The sequence below is a fragment of the Kocuria sp. HSID17590 genome (genome assembly GCF_003989485.1).
GTDB classification, from domain to species: Bacteria; Actinomycetota; Actinomycetes; order Actinomycetales; family Micrococcaceae; genus Kocuria; species Kocuria salsicia.
On record NZ_RBMB01000010.1, the window covers coordinates 1 to 16,829 of the forward strand.

Here is a 16,829-nt window from a genome sequence, read left to right on the forward strand (position 1 = left end):
TCAGCCGCTCCGCGAGGGCGGCGGCGGACTTCTCCAGCTCGTCCCTGCGCTGCCGGGCCTGGGCGCTCGCCCCCTGGTCCGTGTCCATGCCGGCGCGGGCGGCCACGAGGTCGTCGGCGAGCAGGCGGGCGCGGGCGTCCCGCACGTCGTACTGGATCCGCTGCGCCTTGCGCGCGGTGCGGGCCTGCCGGCCGAGCGGGGTCAGCTGGCGCTGGATCTCCCCGGTGAGGTCCTCGAGCCGGTCCAGGTTCGCCTGCACGGACTCGAGCTTGCGCAGGGTCTTCTCCTTGCGGCGGCGGTGCTTGAGGATCCCCGAAGCCTCCTCGATGAAGCCGCGGCGGTCCTCGGGCGTGGCCTGCAGGATCCGGTCCAGCTGCCCCTGTCCCACGATCACGTGCATCTCCCGGCCCAGTCCGGAGTCCGAGAGCAGCTCCTGGATGTCCAGCAGGCGGCACGAGCGGCCGTTGATCGCGTACTCGGAGCCGCCCGAGCGGAACAGCGTGCGGGAGATCGTGACCTCCGAGTACTCGATCGGCAGCGCACCGTCCGCGTTGTCGATGGTCAGCGAGACGTGCGCGCGTCCCAGTGCGGCACGGCCGGAGGTGCCCGCGAAGATGACGTCCTCCATCTTCCCGCCGCGCAGGGACTTGGCGCCCTGCTCGCCCATCACCCAGGCGAGGGCGTCCACCACGTTGGACTTGCCGGAGCCGTTGGGCCCCACCACGGCGGTGACCCCGGGTTCGAAGTCGAAGGTGGTCGCGGAGGCGAAGGACTTGAAACCACGCACGGTGAGGGTCTTCAAGTGCACGCCGGGGGTCTCCTGTGTCGAGCTGGTGGACGCGCAGGGGGCCGCACGGGGATGCCGGGCCCACGCGGAGCGCGCGCTGCGGGGTGGGCCCGAGTCTACCCGGCGCCGCCCGCGGACCCGGGCCCGGCGACGTCGCCCGCGCCCACCCGGCGTCGTCGCCCGTTCCTGCCCTGCGACGTCGTCCACGCCCGCGCGCACCAGCGGGCACCCTGGGCGGCCACGGCCCGCGTGGCCTGGGCTTTCACCCGCACCCGGGCCAATGCCTCGCGCGGGCGGAGAAACCTGTCAGAATCGGCCGTTAGACTGGGCCGGTCCAACCCGCTTCTTCACCCGAGCGCCGAGGCTCTTCGCGACCGATTCCTTGACCGTACGGGTGGCGTCTGATCGAAAGCGCCACATTGACCGGCAACTCCACCATCACAAACCGCAACGCCGCCATCCTGTCCGTGACCAAGACGGAGGCGGACGTGGTCATCCCGTCCACCCGGTTCGATGAGGAGTTGGCGCACACTTTCAAGCGGCTGCGGATGCCCAAGGGGCTGCTGGAGCGGCTCGCGGGCATCAAGGAGCGCCGCGGGTGGGCCCCCGGACGCCACTTCACGGACGGCGCCACGGAGGCCGGGGAGGCCGCGCTGCAGCAGGCCGGGATCCGACCGGAGCAGATCGGGCTGTTCATCAACGCGTCGGTCACGCGCGACAACTACGAGCCCGCGGTGGCCGTGGGCATCCACGAGCGACTGGGACTGCCCAGCTCTGCCCTGAACTTCGACATGACCAACGCGTGCCTGGGCTTCGTCAACGCCCTCACCGTGGCCTCGTCCATGATCGACGCCGGTGCGATCGAATACGCCCTGGTGGTCGCCGGAGAGGATCCCTCCCCATGGCACGAGGCGGCACTCGCCCGGCTGAGCCAGGACGGCATCACCCGCGACCAGGTGGTCCAGGAGTTCGCGACCCTCACCCTCGGCTGCGGTGCGGCCGCGGCCGTGGTGGGCCCCGCGGACCGCCACCCGGACGGGCACCGGATCGTCGGCTCCGTCACCCGGGCCGGTACCGAGTTCAGCCGGCTGTGCATCGGAGGCGGGGACGGCATGTTCACGGACGCCACCGGGTTGCTCAACCACGGCGTGGGCCTCGTCGTGGAGGCCTGGCTGGACGCCGAGAAGGACGGCTGGGACTGGCGGGACATGGACTCCTACGTCACCCACCAGGTCTCCAACTCCCACACGAACAAGCTCATCGCCGACATGGGTCTGGACCCCGAGCGGGTGCCCCTGACCTTCCCCTACTGGGGCAACGTGGCCGCCGCCGCCCTGCCCATGACGCTCGCCCTCGAGGCCGAGCGGCTGGAGCCCGGTGCCCGGGTGCTGTGCCTAGGCGTGGGCTCGGGCCTGAACACGACCCTCATGGAAATCGCCTGGTGAGCGCCCCAGAGAACGGAGCCGCACGCATGACCTCCTCCCCTTCCGTCTCCCCCGACGACGCCGCCCGGCTGCCGTTCACGGAGACCCCCCTCCCCGGCGTGGACCCCGCGTGGTCCCGCGTGGTCACCGTGGCCTCCACCGCCCCGGTGGAGCCGGTGCCCGGCCGCAAGCGCCGCTGGCACCTGCTCGACAACGGGCAGGCCCTCTCCGCCGCCGGTCGCCCACCCCAGGGCATCGTCCTCGCCGTGCACGGCAACCCCACGTGGTCCTACCTGTGGCGCGACGTCGTCCGGGCCGCCACCGAGACCGAGCGGCCCTGGCGCGTGGTGGCCGTGGACCAGCTGGACATGGGCTTCTCCGAGCGCACCGGGCTCTTCCGCCGCCTCGAGGACCGAGTGACGGACCTCGGCGACCTCACCCGGGAGATCGGCCTCGACACCGCCGGGCTGCCCGTGGTCACCCTCGCGCACGACTGGGGCGGTCTGATCTCGCAGGGCTGGGCCCAGGAGCACCCCGAGATCCACGCCGCGACCGTCATGACCAACACCGCCGTGCACCACGACGACGCCGAGCCGATCCCCTCCGCGCTGCGACTGGCCCTGAACAAGGCCGTGCACGGGCCCGTGACCACCGGTTCCACCGCGTTCCTGGACACCACGCTCGCCCTGTGCGATCCCGCGCCGTCCAAGGACGTCAGGAAGGCGTACAAGGCGCCCTACACGACCCGTGAGCGCCGCGAGGGCATCGCGCACTTCGTCGCCGACATCCCCGCACCACCGGAGCACCCGTCCCACGCGGCGTACGAGCGGATCGCGGGTCGGATGAGCGCCCGCGAGGTCCCCACCCTGCTGCTGTGGGGCACCGGGGACCCGGTGTTCCAGCAGCGCTACCTCGAGGACCTCATGCACCGGGCGCCCCACGCGGACGTCCACCGCTACGAGGGCGCCAAGCACCTGCTGCCCGAGGCACGGAACATCTCCACCGCGGTTCTGACCTGGCTGGACGAGCGCTTCGGCGGCGTCGAGCCCGTGGTCGAGTCCCACCGTGACCGCCGCGCCCGTGGCCGGGCCGCGTTCGTCCCGTTCTTCGCGGAGCTGGACGCCCGCCGCCACGACGACACCCCCGCCGTGGTGGACATGGGCCCGGTGACCGGGACCGTGGACGGCTCCGCGCCCGAGCTGAACATCGAGCGCAGCGTCACGTGGGCGCAGCTGTCCTCCTCCGTGGACCGGCTCGCCGTGGCCCTGCTGCGCACCGGCGTGCGCCCGGGTGACCGTGTGAACCTCATGGTTCCCCCGGGCTCCATGCTCACCACGCTGATCTACGCGTGCCTGCGCATCGGTGCCGTGATCGTGGTCGCGGACCAGGGGCTCGGGCGCAAGGGACTCACCCGTGCGCTGAAGGGCTCCTCCCCGCAGTGGTTCGTGGGCATCCGCAAGGCACTCGTGGGTGCCCGTGCCCTCGGGTGGCCGGGACGGCGGATCGCCGCGGACTCCCTGGACCCCGTCTCCAAGAAGCTGCTCGGTGTGGAGCACACGGTGGCGGAGCTCATGGACTCAGTGACGAGCGTGGACCCCGCCGAGATCCCCGCCGTGGACCCGGACGCCGAGGCCGCCGTGCTCTTCACCTCCGGCTCCACCGGCCCGGCCAAGGGCGTGGTCTACACCCACCGCCAGATGGCGGGGATGCGGGACACCATCCGGGACACCTACGGCCTGCGCGCCGGAACCGGCCTGGTGGCCGGCTTCGCGCCGTTCGCTCTGCTCGGCCCCGCGCTGGGTGCGGCGTCCGTGACCCCGGACATGGACGTCACGAGCCCCAAGACCCTCACGGCACAGGCGCTGGCGGAGGCCACCATGGCCATCCGGGCGACCGCGGTGTTCGCGTCCCCCGCGGCCATCGAGAACGTGCTGGCCACCGCTGACGCGCTCTCCCCCGCCGAGCGGGACGCCCTGGCCCGGGTGGACCTCATGCTCTCCGCGGGAGCCCCGATCCCCGAGCAGCTGCTCGCGCGGCTGCAGGAGCTCATGCCCGCCGCCGAGCTGCACACCCCGTACGGGATGACCGAGGCCCTGCCGCTCACGGACGTCAGCCTGGACGTGATCCGGGCGGCCCGCGAGGACGCGCAGCGCGGCGTCGACGGCGCGGGCCGCGGCGTGTGCGTCGGCACCCCGGTCGAGGGTGCCGAGCTCGGCGTCCTGCCGCTGACGGCGGACGGCTCCGTGTCGGACGAGATCGTCACCACGCCCGGTGTGACCGGCGAGATCGTGGCCCGTGCGCCGCACGCCAAGGACCACTACGACCGGCTGTGGATCACCGAGCGGGAGTCGGACCTGACCCCCGGCTGGCACCGCACCGGGGACGTCGGGCACTTCGACGCCCGGGAGCGGCTCTGGTACGAGGGCCGGCTCGCGCACGTGATCACCATGGCGCAGGGCCCCGTCTCCTCGGTGGCCGCCGAGCACGCCGCGCAGACCGTGCCCGGCGTGGGCCGCGTCGCCGTGGTCGGCGTCGGGCCCGTGGGCTCGCAGTCCGCCGTGGCCGTGATCGAAACGGAGCCCCGCGCCGAGAAGCCGCACCTCGCCCCCGCTGAGCTGAGCGAGCGCGTGCGGGCCACCGTGGACTTCGCCACCGGGCTGCCCGTGAGCGCGGTGCTGGTCGTCCCCGAGCAGCCCACCGACATCCGCCACAACTCCAAGATCGACCGGACCGCGTTGAGTGGCTGGGCCGAGCGCGCCCTGTCCACCGGAAAGCTGAGTGACCTGTGAGCGACGACCAGACCCGCGGCCGCCACCGCGCCGCTGACCCCCGTCCCGCCGACCCGGAGCCGCCCCGCACGGACTCCACCCCGGCCAGCGCAGACCGCGTGGCGGGTTCCGTCCAGATCGCGGACCCCGAGCGCGACGGCGCCACCGCCACGCAGGGCACCCTGGACGGCACCGGCCGCACCGCCCTGGTGACGGGCGCGTCCGGGATGCTCGGCGGCGACGTCGCCCGCGTCCTGCTCGCGCGCGGCTGGAAGGTGCGAGTGTTCCAGCGTGGCCACGCAGCCGTGGCGGAACGCGAGGGCGTGGACGAGGTGCTGGGCTCGGTGACCGAACCCGAGGACGTGGCCCGCGCGCTCGACGGCGTGGACGACGTCATCCACCTGGCGGCCAAGGTGTCCTTCACCGGCGAGTGGTCCGAGTTCGTGCGCGTGAACGTGACCGGCACGCGCGTGCTGCTGTGCCAGGCGCAGAATGCCGGCGTGCACAACGTGGTGTTCGTGTCCTCCCCGTCCGTGGCGCACGAGGGCGTCTCCATTGAAGGCGCCGGTGCGGAGCCCGCCAACCCGGAGAAGGCCCGCGGCAACTACGCCCGCTCCAAGGCCGCCGCCGAGCTGCTGGCCCTGAGCATGGACGGCCAGCGCGAGCTGAAGGTCGCCGCGGTGCGCCCGCACATCGTGTGGGGTCCCGGGGACACGCAGCTCGTGGAGCGCGTGGTGGACCGCGCGGCCGCCGGGCGCATGCCGGACCTGGACCACGGCGCCGCGATGATCGACACCACCTACATCGACAACGCGTCCGAGGCCATCGTGCGCGCGCTCGAGCGGATCGACGCCGTGCACGGCCGCGCGCTCGTGGTCACCAATGGCGAACCGCGCCCCGTGGGCGAGCTCGTGGCCCGCATGTGCGCCGCCGCGGACGTCCCCGCTCCCACGCGGTCGATCCCGGGCGGCGTGGCGCGCTTCGCGGGCCGCATGATCGAGAAGGTCTGGCCGCACATCCCCGCGAGGTTCCGTGGCGGGGACGACGAGCCGCCCATGACCGAGTTCCTCGCCGAGCAGATGTCGACCGCGCACTGGTTCGACCAGCGCGAGACGCGCGAGCTGCTCGACTGGACGCCGTCCGTGAGCCTGGACGAGGGCTTTGCGCGGCTCGCGGCGTACTACAAGGACCACCCGCGCCCCAGCAGGGACACCGGCTCCACGTCCCTGGACCGCGTGGAGGAAGTGGCTGACGACCAGCGCGCCCGCGCCGAGGACTCCTCGATCGCGTCGGAGGCGAAGGACAACGGTGTGACCACGGACCTGCAGAGCGTGCGGGACCGGTAGGTTCCCCGTCTCTTGCCTTCGGAGACGACGACGACGGGCGGCCCCTTCCGGGGGCCGCCCGCCGTTCTCGTGTCCGGGCCCGTGCGTCACCGCCAAGAGAGCCGTCTGCTGACCAGCTTCTACGGCCGCGCCCGCCTCGGCTTCTTCTGACACCGCGAGCACCGGTACGAGGACCGGTTCGCGAAATTCTCGCGCACGATCACCCCGTCCAGCCCGGCCGCCTCGCAGCGGTGGCACGGCTCCCCCGCACGGCCGTAGGCGTTCAGGGACCGGGCGAAGTACCCCGACTCCCCGTTCACGTTGACGTACAGCGAGTCGAAGCTCGTGCCGCCCGCGTCCAGCGCACGGCGCATGACATCCTGGCAGGCTTCCACGAGTTCCCGCGTGCGCGGTGCGGTCATGGTCTCCGTGGGTGCAGCCCAGTGCAGCCGGGCGGCCCACAGGGCCTCGTCCGCGTAGATGTTGCCGATCCCGGAGATGAGCCCCTGGTCCAGCAGGGCACGCTTGAGACCCGTGCGGCGTCGTCGCAGGGCGGCGTGGAACGCGTCGACGTCGAAGAGCGGGTCGAGGGGATCGCGGGCGATGTGCGCGGCGTGCTCCGGCACCGTGCCCCGGCCATCAGAACTGGGCACGAGCGGGTCCAGGAGCATCCCGCCGAAGATCCGCTGGTCCACGAAACGAGCCTGTTCGGGCAGCGGAACGCCGTCGTCGCCGCGAGCCGGGGAGAGTCTCAGCCTGATCCGCTCGTGACGTGGCGCGGGCTGGTCGGCGGAGGCGACGAGCAGCTGTCCACTCATCCCCAGGTGCACGAGCAGCGCACGGGAGGGATCGGACTCGGAAGGGGCACGCACGGGCAGCCACAGGAACTTCCCGCGCCGCTGCGCGGAGTCCACGTCCAACCCGGTCAGTCCCTCCTGGAAGTCCAGGACACCGGCCGTGTGGCGGCGCAGGGATCGCGCGTCGAAAACCTGGACGGACTCGACGGTGCGTCCCACGACCCACCGCTCCACACCGCGGCGCACCACCTCGACCTCGGGCAGCTCGGGCACGGAACCCTCAGCCCTGGGAGGGGAAGCGGGCGACGATCGCCTCGCACGCGGCAGCGGCGGCGGCGCGCTCCGCGGCCTTCTTCGAGGTGCCCTCGCCGTGGCCGAGCACCTCGCCGGCCACCACGGCGTCCGCCGTGAAGTGGCGCTCGTGGTCCGGGCCGGTGCCCTCGACGTCGTAGCGGACGGTGCCCAGACCGTGCTGGGCGACCAGCTCGACGATCTGGGTCTTCCAGTCCTTGCCCTCGTGCAGCACGCGGGTGTCCTCCAGCAGCGGAACCATCATGCGCAGCACGAGGTCGCGCGCGGGAACCGGCCCCTGGGACTCGTACACGGCGCCGATCACGGCCTCCGTGGTGTCCGCGAGGATCGAGGCCTTCTCGCTGCCGTGGGTGCGGATCTCTCCCTTGCCCAGGCGGATGTGCGGGCCCAGCCCGAGGGTGCGGGCCACGCCCGCGAGTGCCCGGGCGGAGACCACGGAGGCCCGCAGCTTGGCGAGCCGCCCCTCGTCCCAGTCCGGGTAGCGGTGGTAGATCTCGTCCGTCACGGCGAGCTGCAGGACGGCGTCGCCCAGGAACTCCAGGCGCTCGTTGTGCAACTCCCCGGTGTGCTCGTAGGCGTAGGAACGGTGCGTCAGCGCAATGCGAAGCGTCTCGGTGTCGATATCGACACCGAGACGCTCCAGCAGTTCGCCGGAATCCGGCAACGTTGCCACGTTACGCGTCAGCGACCTTGCGACCCTTGTACTCGTAGAACAAGGGGGTGCCGGCGGAATCGGAGACCAGCTTGGCCTGGTGCGGCAGGCTGTAGCTGACCTTGCCGTTCTCGACGGTCTTCACCAGCTGGGGGGCTTGCGCCTTCCACTGCGAACGACGCATCCGCGTATTCGCACGGGACATTTTCCGCTTGGGAACAGCCACGGCTATCTCTCTTCTCTCGTGTCGGTTGTCGGCTCCGACGTGTCGGGATCCTGATCCGTCTCGGTCAGCAGCCCCTGCAGGGCGGACCAGCGGGGATCCGTCACGTCGTGGTGGTGGTCCGGGTCGTTCTCGAGCCGTGCGCCGCACTGGGCGCACAGGCCCGGGCAGTCGGCCCGGCACACCGGTTGGAACGGCAGCTGAGTGATCACTGCGTCCCGAAGCATCGGTTCGAGGTCGATCTCCTCGTCCGTCACCTCATACACTTGCTCGTCCTCGACGTTCTCGTCACCCTTGGGGGACGGTTCGAAGACGAAAAGCTCTTGCACGTCGACCGGTAGTTCGTAGTCAATGGGGTCGAGGCACCTGCTGCACTCCCCGTGAACACTGACGATCACGGTTCCGCTGACCAGAATACCGTCGTGGACGGATTCCAGCCGCAGCTGCAGATCCATGGGCGTGCCCTCGGGGGAACCGATGAGCGCCGTCCCGAAATCCTTCGGTGCGGGGACCTCGACGTCCAGGGTTTCCATGGTCCCCGGGCGGTGCTCGAGCTCCCTGACACCGAATGCGAGGGATGAACTGTTGCGGTGATTCACGAAACTCCTGGCGTACGACACTGGCCGACAGACCACCTTAGCACGCGCCGCGCCCCGCTTCACATCGCGCGTTCTCGGTGACGACGACGCCGCCGTCCGCGTTCCCGTCGAGCGTCGCCTTCGCAGGTCCCCGCGATCCGGCGCCACGAGCCGCCGCGGCGCGCGGCGTCGTCGCCCACCGATCCGGGGACCGGCGGGCGGCGCGCACTCAGCGGGTGTGGATAGCGTGCAGGACCTGGGGTGGCACAAACGAGGAGACGTCCCCGCCGAGGGCCGCCACCTCCATCACGAGCGAGGAGGACACGTGCAGCAGCGAGGGCTCCCCCGGCAGGAAGACCGTCTCCACGCCGGTGAGCGAGCGGTTCATGGTGGCCATGGGCAGCTCGTAGTCGTAGTCCGCCCCGTTGCGCAGCCCTTTAACGAGGGCCACGGCCTCCCGCCGCTGCGCGTAGTCGGCGATCAGACCGGACTCCAGGGGCTCCACCACCACACCGGGCTCGTCCGCGAAGACCTCCCGGACCAGGGCGATCCGCTCCTGCTCCGTGAAGCGGTGGGTCTTGTGCGGGTTGGTGGACACCGCCACGACCACCTCGTCGAAGAGGCGGGCGGCGCGGCGGATCACCGAGCAGTGTCCCAGGTGCAGCGGGTCGAAGGACCCCGGGCAGATGGCGCGTTTCATGCCACCACCCTAACGGCGCCCCCGGCTCCGGCGGTGTCGCCCGGCATCCGGCAGACCGGGCGTCTGTGCGTTCGCACTCCGGGGTTTCCGTGCCTCTGGGCCCTCGGGCCCCCGGGCCTCCGTATACCCGGGCGGCCGGGCCGTGGACCTCGGGGGCGGGGCCGAGGTCCACGGCGGTGCGGGCTCTGCCGAATCGGTTCCTACACTGGGTCCATGACCGGCACCGCACAGAACCGACCGAACGCAGCGGCCTCCTCGGGTGAGGACTCCCGCCGCCCCGCGCCGTGGCAGCGCATGGCCGCCGGGGGCGGGCTGCTGGATCCCTCCGGGCAGCTGCGCTCCACGGTCTTCGAGGAGATGACCGCGCTGGCCCGCCGCACGGGCTCGGTGAACCTGGGCCAGGGCTTCCCGGACTTCAACCCACCCGCCGAGATGGTGGCCGCCGCGGTGGACGCCCTGCACGCGGGCCACCACCAGTACGCGCCCATCGTGGGTGTCCCCGCCCTGCGGGAGGCCGTGGCCACCCACCAGCGTGAGCACTACGGCCTCGACGTGGACCCGGACGGCCAGGTGATCGTGTGCGCCGGCGCCACCGAGGGGATGACCGCCGCCCTGCTGTCCCTGCTGCAGCCCGGTGACGAGGTGGTCGTCTTCGAGCCGCACTACGACCTCTACGGTGCCGTGGTCGAGTTCGCCGGGGCCACCACGGTCCCCGTCCCGCTGCTGCCGCCGGCCTTCGTGCCGGACCCCGACGACGTCCGCGCGGCCTTCTCCCCGCGCACCCGCGCGGTCATCCTCAACGACCCCCACAACCCCACCGGCACGGTGGCCTCCCGGGAGTTCAAGCAGCAGCTCGTGGAGCTCGCCACCGAGTTCAATGCCGTGATCCTGACCGACGAGGTCTACGAGCACCTGCGCTACGACGGGCCACACGAGCCCATCGCCCAGCTCCCCGGAGCTGCGGGACGCACCCTCTCGGTCTCCTCGGCGGGCAAGACGTTCTCCGCCACGGGCTGGCGCGTGGGCTGGGTCAGCGGACCGCGGGACCTCGTGCGCGGGGTGACAGCCGTGAAGACCTACCTGTCGCACAGTGCCGCCGCACCCCTGCAGCACGCCGTCGCCTCCGTGCTGACCTCACCCACCGGGTTCTACGAGCGGCTGCTCGAGGACTACCGCGAGCGCCGGGACGTGCTGGTCTCCGGGCTGCACGGCGCCGGGCTGAACCCGCCGATGCCGGAGAGCACGTTCTTCGCCGTCGCGGACGTCAGCGACCTCTACCCGCTGGCCGGGGTGCAGGACGCCGAGGGCCTCGCGCACCACTGGGCCGAGACGGTGGGCGTGGTAGGCATTCCCGTGTCCGCGTTCGTGGGTCCGGGCAACCGCGGTCTCTACTCGGACTGGCTGCGCCTGGCCTTCTGCAAGCGCACGGACGTGCTGCGCGGTGCGATGGCCGGACTGGTCGCCTCCGTCTGAGGCGCGGCCTACTCGGCCACGGCGGCGTCGTCGGCATCGCCCTCGGTGTCCGCCTCGAGGTACCACAACCGGGTCTCGCCGTGGTCGCTGACCTCGAAGCGCCGCAGTCCCGCCGGCCACGCCGGTTCCTCGGTGCGCGCCGAGCGCTCCACCACCACGACGCCGCCCGGGCCGAGCCTGCCCCTGAGCAGGGACAGGGTGCGGGCCAGCTCGTCGTTCTCCAGGGGGTAGGGCGGGTCCGCGAGCACGAGGTCCCAGCGGTGGAACGGGGCTCGCCCCAGGTAGCCGCCCACGGAGGACTGCACCGTGGTGATGTGGGTGTCCAGGCACGACGTCGCCAGGGTCGCCGCGTTCTCGCGGCACACCCTCGCGGCGGGTCCAGCGCGCTCCACGAGCGTCACGGTCGCCGCGCCGCGGCTCGCGGCCTCGAGCCCGAGGGCCCCCGAGCCCGCGAAGAGGTCCAGGACGCGGGCCCCGTCGCACATGCCCCACGCGTCCAGGCGCGCGAACAGGGACTCCTTGACCCGGTCGGTGGTGGGCCGGGTCGCGGAGCCCGGCACGGACTTCAGGCGCTGGCCACCGGCACGGCCGGCAATGATGCGTGTCATCCTCGCTCCAGGAATGCTTGTCGGTCCTCGTCCAGCACGCGGGCGATCGCCTCGCGCAGGTGCGGGTGGTCGGTGAGCTGCGGGTCCTCTGCGACCACGGCCTCGGCGGCGGTGCGGGCACGGGCCACCAGGGCCTCGTCGCGCAGCACCCCCACCCAGCGCAGCCCCGAGCGGCCGCCCGACTGGGAGGCACCGAGGATGTCACCCTCCCGGCGCAGCCGCAGGTCCACCTCCGCGAGCTCGAAGCCGTCCGTGGTCGCGGCCACGGCGTCCAGGCGGGCGCGGGAGGGGTGGTCCGGGGCCGCGCGGGTCACGAGCAGGCACGTGCTCGCGTGCTCCCCGCGCCCGATCCGTCCGCGCAGCTGGTGCAGTTGGGAGATCCCGAAGCGCTCCGGGTCCACCACGACCATCAGGGTGGCGTTGGGGACGTCCACCCCCACCTCGATGACGGTTGTCGAGACGAGAACGTCGATCTCCCCCGCCGCGAACTGCGCCATGGTCCGGGCCTTCTCCTGAGCATCCTGGCGGCCGTGCAGCACCCGCACGCGGGCACCGCGCAGCTCCGGCCGGGCCGCGACGAGCTCGGCGAGCCACGTGACCGTAGCGGCCTCCGGCTCGTCCTCCTGGGTCTCCAGTGACTCCCGCAGACTCGTGAAGGACGGCACCGCGGCGTCGTCGCCGATCTTCGGGGCCACCACGTAGACCTGACGGCCCGCGGCCACGTGCTCCGCGGCCAGTGCCCACACCCGGTCCTCCCACGCGGGGCCGTGCTCCGCGAGCCCCACCACGTGGGTCGCAATGGGACGCCGCCCGCCCGGCAGCTCCCGCAGCGTGCTGACGTCCAGGTCACCGAAGACGGTCATGGCCACGGTGCGCGGGATGGGGGTGGCCGTCATGACCAGGGTGTGGGGGCTCTGCCCAGCCTTGTCCCGCAGGGCGTCCCGCTGCTCCACGCCGAAGCGGTGCTGCTCGTCCACCACGGCCAGTCCGAGGTCCGCGAACTGGACGGCCTCCTGGATCAGGGCGTGGGTGCCGACGACGATTCCCGCGGCCCCGCTCGCGATGTCCAGCAGCGCCTTGCGCCGGGCGGTGGCGCCCATGCTGCCGGTGAGCAGGGTGACCTCGGTGGCGTTCTCGTCCCCTCCCAGCCTGCCCGGCATGGCCAGCGGTCCCAGGGCGCGGGTGATCTTCTCGTGGTGCTGGGTGGCGAGCACCTCGGTGGGCGCGAGCATGGCCGCCTGCCCGCCGCTGTCCACCACCTGCAGCATGGCTCGCAGCGCCACGACCGTCTTGCCGGAGCCCACGTCACCCTGCAGCAGGCGGTTCATGGGTGCGGTGCCAGAGAGCTCCGCCGCGATCTGCTCCCCCACCTCGCGCTGCCCCGGGGTGAGCTCGAACGGCAGATCGGCGTCGAAGCGCGCGAGGATGCCGTCCGCCAGAACGGGGCGCGGGTCCACCGGGTGTGAAGCGTGCTCGGCGCGGCGACGGCGCAGCTCGGCCTGCAGCACGAACGCCTCCTGGAAGCGGAAGCGGCGCTGGGCGGACTCGTACGCCGCCACGGTCTCGGGCCGGTGCAGGTCCCGGTAGGCCTCGCCCGGGGGCGGCAGCTTCTCCGCGGCCACCACCTCCGGCGGCAGCGGGTCCGCCAGGGAGTCGAGGTCCGCGGTGAGCAGGACCTGGTGGACCACCTTGGCGATCCGCGGAGTGGTGAGCTTGGCCGTCTCCGGGTAGACGGGAATGGGCAGCAGCTCGCCGTCCGGGGAGCGGTCGAGGGACTCGGGCGTGTCCACGGGGGCGTAGTCCGCCCCCGCCATCGACAGCGTGCCCCGGTAGAACTCGGGCTTGCCCGTAAACAGGGCGAGCGAGCCCACGGGGAGGTCCTTCTGGGCGGAGTAGGCGTTGAAGAACGTGATCTTCAGGCTCGCGCCCGTGTCGTCCGAGACGACCACGTCCGTGAGGCTGCGGCGCGGATCGCTGCGCATCCGTCGGGTGCTCGAACTCTCCACGCGGGCGACGAACGAGGTCCGCTCCCCCGCTACGAGCTCCGTGAGCGCCTGGATCCTCCCGCGCCTGATGTAGCGCCGCGGGGCGTGGTCCAGCAGCTGGCCCACCGTGGTGATGCTCAGCTCCTTCTCGAGCAGCGCCACGGTGGAGCGCGGCGAGGAGCCGGGGACGTAGCGGGTCAGCGGCTGGTCGAGGACCCCGGCGAACGCGCTGACGCCGGCATCCCCAGGGGCGGTCACCAGGGCTCCGCCGCCTTGCTCCGTCACCGCGGCTCCGCCGCGAGGGAGGTGACGGTGACGTTGCGGGCCTTGCCGCGGTGTCGCATCAGCTCCAGGGCGGTCTCCGGGTCCGTGACGTGCACGTGGACGCGCCACGTGTAGCCGTCCTCCTGCTCGCTCACGGCGCTGACGATCACGCTGTCCCCGGCGTCGTCCAGCTCGTGGCGCAGCTCCGCGGCGTCCAGTGCGGGCAGGTCCATGGTGCCCATGACCTCCCAGCCCTCCAGCTGCTCCTGCGGCTCGCTCGTCAGCGGCAGCGCGTGGTGGCGCACGATCGCGGTCACGGGGTCCTCGAAATCCTCGTCCCCGCCGAGCTCCGCGCGCAGGGCCGTGAGGATCACCAGCATGCCAAGGGCACCGGAGTCCACGGTGCCGCGCTCGGTGAGCACGGGGATCTGCTCCACGGTGTCCACGACCGCCTGGGTGCACGCGGCGAGCATGAGGTCCAGCCACTCGACGAGCTGCTGGTTCGATCCCTCGGCGCTCGTGTCCGGCACGGGAACCTCCCCGGCGGCCTGCAGGACGGAGAGCATCGTGCCCGGCACGGGGTCTGTGAGGGCGGAGGAGCAGCGGACCCTGGCTGCCATGAAGGCATCCTTGAGCTGTTCCGCGGTCAGTCGCGCGCTGCCCTCCACGGCGTGGCCCATGGCGGTGAGCGTGAGTGCCGCGAGCATCCCGGAGTTGCCCCGGGCCTCCTCCAGGGCGGCCTGGCCGGCGTAGAGCAGCAGCTCCCCGACGTCCCTGCCCTCGATCAGGTGGGCGGCCTGTGCGGCGTGGCCCAGGGTGACGCTGAGATTGGCCCCGGTGTCCGCGTCAGCGACGGGGAAGACGTTGAGGTTGTCCAGGACGTCCGCGTGGTCGCACAGACCGCGGTGGGCGGCGTCGAGCCAGCTGCGCACCTCTTCGGTGGACGATCCGGGCTTACGGCTCAAAATGATCCCATCCTTCGACGACGTCGCGCCCGAACCACTGCCTCGGGGACTGTCCCGCGATCGTGACGGCCGGGCCCTCGCGATGCTGCCCGCGCGCGTCGCAACCCGTCGGTGCTGCGCTGCCGGGCCGGGCCCGCACGGGGGCCGCGGGCGCACACGAGCCTATCGCACGAGCCCCCGGCGGGAGCGGGGAATCCACAGGGAGCACGGCCAGCAGACCGTGGTCCTCCCCCCCGGTGAGCGCCCACTGCCAGGGGTCCGCCCCCGTGGCCCGCGCGGCCGGTTCCAGCTGCGCCACGGCGGGTTCCAGTGCGGTGGGATCGAGGTCGATGCGCACCCCGCTGGCCTCCGCGATCCGCCGGGCGTCCCGCAGAAGACCGTCCGAGACGTCCAGCATGGCGGTGGCCCCGGCACGCGCCAGGGCAGGCCCGCTCGCCACGGGGGGCCGCGGCCGCAGCTGGGCCGCGCTCAGGGACTCCCGGAGCTCCCCGGGCACCTCGTCCCAGCGACCGGGCACGGGGGTCAGCAGCGCGTCGAGCCCCGCGGCGGCGTGGCCGAGCACACCGGTGTGCACGAGCGTCCCACCGCCCCGGGCGCCGTCGCGCAGCACCGGGGGTAGCTCGCAGCGTCCCAGCACGGTGGCGGTGATCGACAGCTCCCGTCCGCGCCCGAGATCGCCTCCCACGAGGGCGCACTCCGTGGCGCCGAGCTCCTCGAACGCGCGGGAGAGGCCCTCGGCGAAGTCGGTGACCCACTGCACCGGGGTGTCCCCGGGCAGGGTGAGGGAGACGACGACCGCAGTGGGCGTGGCACCCATGGCCGCGACGTCCGCGAGGTTCTGGGCGGCGCACTTGCGGCCGAGGTCCCCGCCCGTGCTGCGGTCCCCGCTGGGCCACGCCGCCAGGAAGTCCTGCCCCGCGGTCAGCGTGTCCGTGGTGACGACCACCCTGCCACCGGGTGCGGCCACCACGGCGCAGTCGTCCCCCGGCCCGGTGAGCACGTGCGGGCCGTGCGTGGTGGCCACGGGCAGGAACGCCCGCAGCAGCTGCGACTCGCTCACCTGGGACACGGTGGCCCCCGGCGGTGTCACGGACTCGTGCGTCATGCGTCTCACCCTAACCACCCCCTCCGACGCGCAGAGCGCGCCCGCTCCACCGCCTATCCTGGGTGCCATGGTTCTCCCCTCCCCACGCCGCCGCCCGTCGTTCCGAAACCCGGCCGAGGTTCGGTCCCAAGTTCAGGACAACGAGCAGGTTCAGGCGCAGGACACGGGGTTCCCGGCCTCGCGGCCCTTCCTCGGCACGGGATCTCGCAGGGAGAGGCTCGCGGGCGCGGCCCGGACGACCGGGCACCCTGCTCGCGGTGCGGCGTCGTCGTCCCGGGCACGACGTCGCTCGGCGGGGCTCGGCGTGCTCGTCGCCGGGACGCTCGCACTCACGGGCTGCGGCTCCAGCGTGACGGTGGAGAGCGCACCGCACGCCACGGACCCGCAGTGCGCCTCGGTGATGCTCGCGATGCCGGACGCGGTCAGCGACCTCGACCGCCGCGAGACCTCCAGCCAGGGCACCACCGCGTACGGGGACCCCTCCGCGATGATCGTGCGCTGCGGCGTGGACGAGCCGGGCCCCACCACGGACCCGTGCACCAACGTCAACGGAGTGGACTGGCTGATCTCCGAGGTGAAGGACCAGGAGAACCAGTGGCGCGCCGTGACCTATGGGCGCTCCCCCGCCACGGAAGTGCTCTTCGACGGCAGCCGCGTGCCGTCCTCGACGGCGCTCGTGGACACCGGCTCCGCCGCGCAGTCCGTCCCCCAGACCCGCCAGTGCCTCTCGGTCAAGGACACCCTGGAGCAGCAGGGACAGTCCTGACCCGGCACTCACGGCACCGGGTCAGGACATTCGTGGTGGCAGGGACTTCCTGAGCGCAGGAACAGGGGAACGCGTCCGCGCTCGGACGCGACCCCCG

Annotated in this window: 15 protein-coding genes; 5 read left to right on the forward strand and 10 right to left on the reverse strand. The window is 72.6% G+C overall.

The annotated features are described in order from the left end of the window. A partial coding sequence (locus tag D8M39_RS04920) for a chromosome segregation SMC family protein (RefSeq protein WP_148111756.1) occupies positions 1-808 on the reverse strand: 808 nt, incomplete at its 3' end. Positions 809-1,206: 398 nt separating this feature from the next. Between D8M39_RS04920 and D8M39_RS04925 the strand changes: the two genes are divergently transcribed. The 3 genes from D8M39_RS04925 to D8M39_RS04935 all read left to right on the forward strand — a co-directional run bounded on the left by D8M39_RS04925 (position 1,207) and on the right by D8M39_RS04935 (position 6,325). Beyond that, positions 1,207-2,232: a 3-oxoacyl-ACP synthase III gene (locus tag D8M39_RS04925; RefSeq protein WP_126874555.1), complete on the forward strand. Its 1,026-nt coding sequence runs from the start codon at positions 1,207-1,209 to the stop codon at positions 2,230-2,232. 26 nt (positions 2,233-2,258) lie between these two features. Continuing rightward, complete coding sequence (locus D8M39_RS04930; protein ID WP_126874556.1) at positions 2,259-5,000, forward strand: alpha/beta fold hydrolase; 2,742 nt, start codon at positions 2,259-2,261, stop codon at positions 4,998-5,000. Positions 5,001-5,161: 161 nt separating this feature from the next. Further along, positions 5,162-6,325, forward strand: a complete 1,164-nt coding sequence (locus tag D8M39_RS04935) for an NAD(P)-dependent oxidoreductase (protein WP_256385977.1) — start codon at positions 5,162-5,164, stop codon at positions 6,323-6,325. 119 nt (positions 6,326-6,444) lie between these two features. On the opposite strand, the gene mutM is transcribed toward D8M39_RS04935, so the two are convergent. The 5 genes from mutM to coaD form a co-directional block, all read right to left on the reverse strand. Beyond that, entirely contained in the window at positions 6,445-7,374 is a 930-nt protein-coding gene (gene mutM, locus D8M39_RS04940; protein WP_126874557.1) for a bifunctional DNA-formamidopyrimidine glycosylase/DNA-(apurinic or apyrimidinic site) lyase, read from the reverse strand. Between the two features lie 7 nt (positions 7,375-7,381). Then, positions 7,382-8,086 carry a ribonuclease III gene (gene rnc, locus D8M39_RS04945; RefSeq protein WP_094394192.1) on the reverse strand — a complete coding sequence of 235 codons (705 nt, stop codon included), beginning with the start codon at positions 8,084-8,086 and terminating at the stop codon, positions 7,382-7,384. Between the two features lies 1 nt (position 8,087). Next, on the reverse strand, positions 8,088-8,291 hold the full coding sequence (gene rpmF, locus D8M39_RS04950) for a 50S ribosomal protein L32 (protein ID WP_094394193.1): 204 nt from the start codon (positions 8,289-8,291) through the stop codon (positions 8,088-8,090). 2 nt (positions 8,292-8,293) lie between these two features. Next, positions 8,294-8,887: a DUF177 domain-containing protein gene (locus D8M39_RS04955; protein ID WP_094394194.1), complete on the reverse strand. Its 594-nt coding sequence runs from the start codon at positions 8,885-8,887 to the stop codon at positions 8,294-8,296. Between the two features lie 208 nt (positions 8,888-9,095). Next, positions 9,096-9,566 carry a pantetheine-phosphate adenylyltransferase gene (gene coaD / locus D8M39_RS04960; RefSeq protein ID WP_055083416.1) on the reverse strand — a complete coding sequence of 157 codons (471 nt, stop codon included), beginning with the start codon at positions 9,564-9,566 and terminating at the stop codon, positions 9,096-9,098. A gap of 294 nt (positions 9,567-9,860) precedes the next feature. On the opposite strand from coaD, the gene D8M39_RS04965 reads away from it, so the two are divergent. After that, the gene (locus D8M39_RS04965; RefSeq protein WP_055083441.1) at positions 9,861-11,039 is read left to right on the forward strand and encodes an aminotransferase class I/II-fold pyridoxal phosphate-dependent enzyme; all 1,179 of its coding nucleotides are present in this window, start codon (positions 9,861-9,863) and stop codon (positions 11,037-11,039) included. Positions 11,040-11,047: 8 nt separating this feature from the next. Here D8M39_RS04965 and rsmD read toward each other — a convergent pair whose 3' ends face one another. The 4 genes from rsmD to thiL are packed head-to-tail and all read right to left on the reverse strand — an operon-like array spanning position 11,048 to position 15,966. Further along, positions 11,048-11,647 carry a 16S rRNA (guanine(966)-N(2))-methyltransferase RsmD gene (gene rsmD, locus D8M39_RS04970; RefSeq protein WP_055083414.1) on the reverse strand — a complete coding sequence of 200 codons (600 nt, stop codon included), beginning with the start codon at positions 11,645-11,647 and terminating at the stop codon, positions 11,048-11,050. Continuing rightward, positions 11,644-13,917, reverse strand: coding sequence for an ATP-dependent DNA helicase RecG (locus D8M39_RS04975; protein ID WP_232300232.1), 2,274 nt, complete (start codon positions 13,915-13,917; stop codon positions 11,644-11,646). Before D8M39_RS04975 ends, rsmD begins: the two co-directional genes overlap by 4 nt. Further along, a complete protein-coding gene (locus tag D8M39_RS04980) occupies positions 13,914-14,861 on the reverse strand; it encodes a DAK2 domain-containing protein (RefSeq protein WP_232300231.1) in 948 nt (315 codons plus the stop codon). Before D8M39_RS04980 ends, D8M39_RS04975 begins: the two co-directional genes overlap by 4 nt. Then, positions 14,851-15,966: a thiamine-phosphate kinase gene (thiL, locus tag D8M39_RS04985; RefSeq protein ID WP_126874558.1), complete on the reverse strand. Its 1,116-nt coding sequence runs from the start codon at positions 15,964-15,966 to the stop codon at positions 14,851-14,853. The genes D8M39_RS04980 and thiL overlap by 11 nt, the downstream gene beginning before the upstream one ends. A 67-nt stretch (positions 15,967-16,033) precedes the next feature. Between thiL and D8M39_RS04990 the strand changes: the two genes are divergently transcribed. Further along, positions 16,034-16,732, forward strand: a complete 699-nt coding sequence (locus D8M39_RS04990; RefSeq protein WP_083482367.1) for a DUF3515 domain-containing protein — start codon at positions 16,034-16,036, stop codon at positions 16,730-16,732. The last annotated feature ends 97 nt before the right edge of the window (positions 16,733-16,829 follow it).

What these genes read in the sequence shown, in the direction of transcription:
- D8M39_RS04930 (WP_126874556.1), top strand. Translation starts at nt 2,259, where the DNA reads ATGACCTCCTCCCCTTCCGTCTCCCCCGACGACGCCGCCCGGCTGCCG.
- coaD (WP_055083416.1), bottom strand. Translation starts at nt 9,566, where the DNA reads ATGAAACGCGCCATCTGCCCGGGGTCCTTCGACCCGCTGCACCTGGGA.
- D8M39_RS04965 (WP_055083441.1), top strand. Translation starts at nt 9,861, where the DNA reads ATGGCCGCCGGGGGCGGGCTGCTGGATCCCTCCGGGCAGCTGCGCTCC.
- rsmD (WP_055083414.1), bottom strand. Translation starts at nt 11,647, where the DNA reads ATGACACGCATCATTGCCGGCCGTGCCGGTGGCCAGCGCCTGAAGTCC.
- thiL (WP_126874558.1), bottom strand. Translation starts at nt 15,966, where the DNA reads ATGACGCACGAGTCCGTGACACCGCCGGGGGCCACCGTGTCCCAGGTG.
- D8M39_RS04990 (WP_083482367.1), top strand. Translation starts at nt 16,034, where the DNA reads ATGGTTCTCCCCTCCCCACGCCGCCGCCCGTCGTTCCGAAACCCGGCC.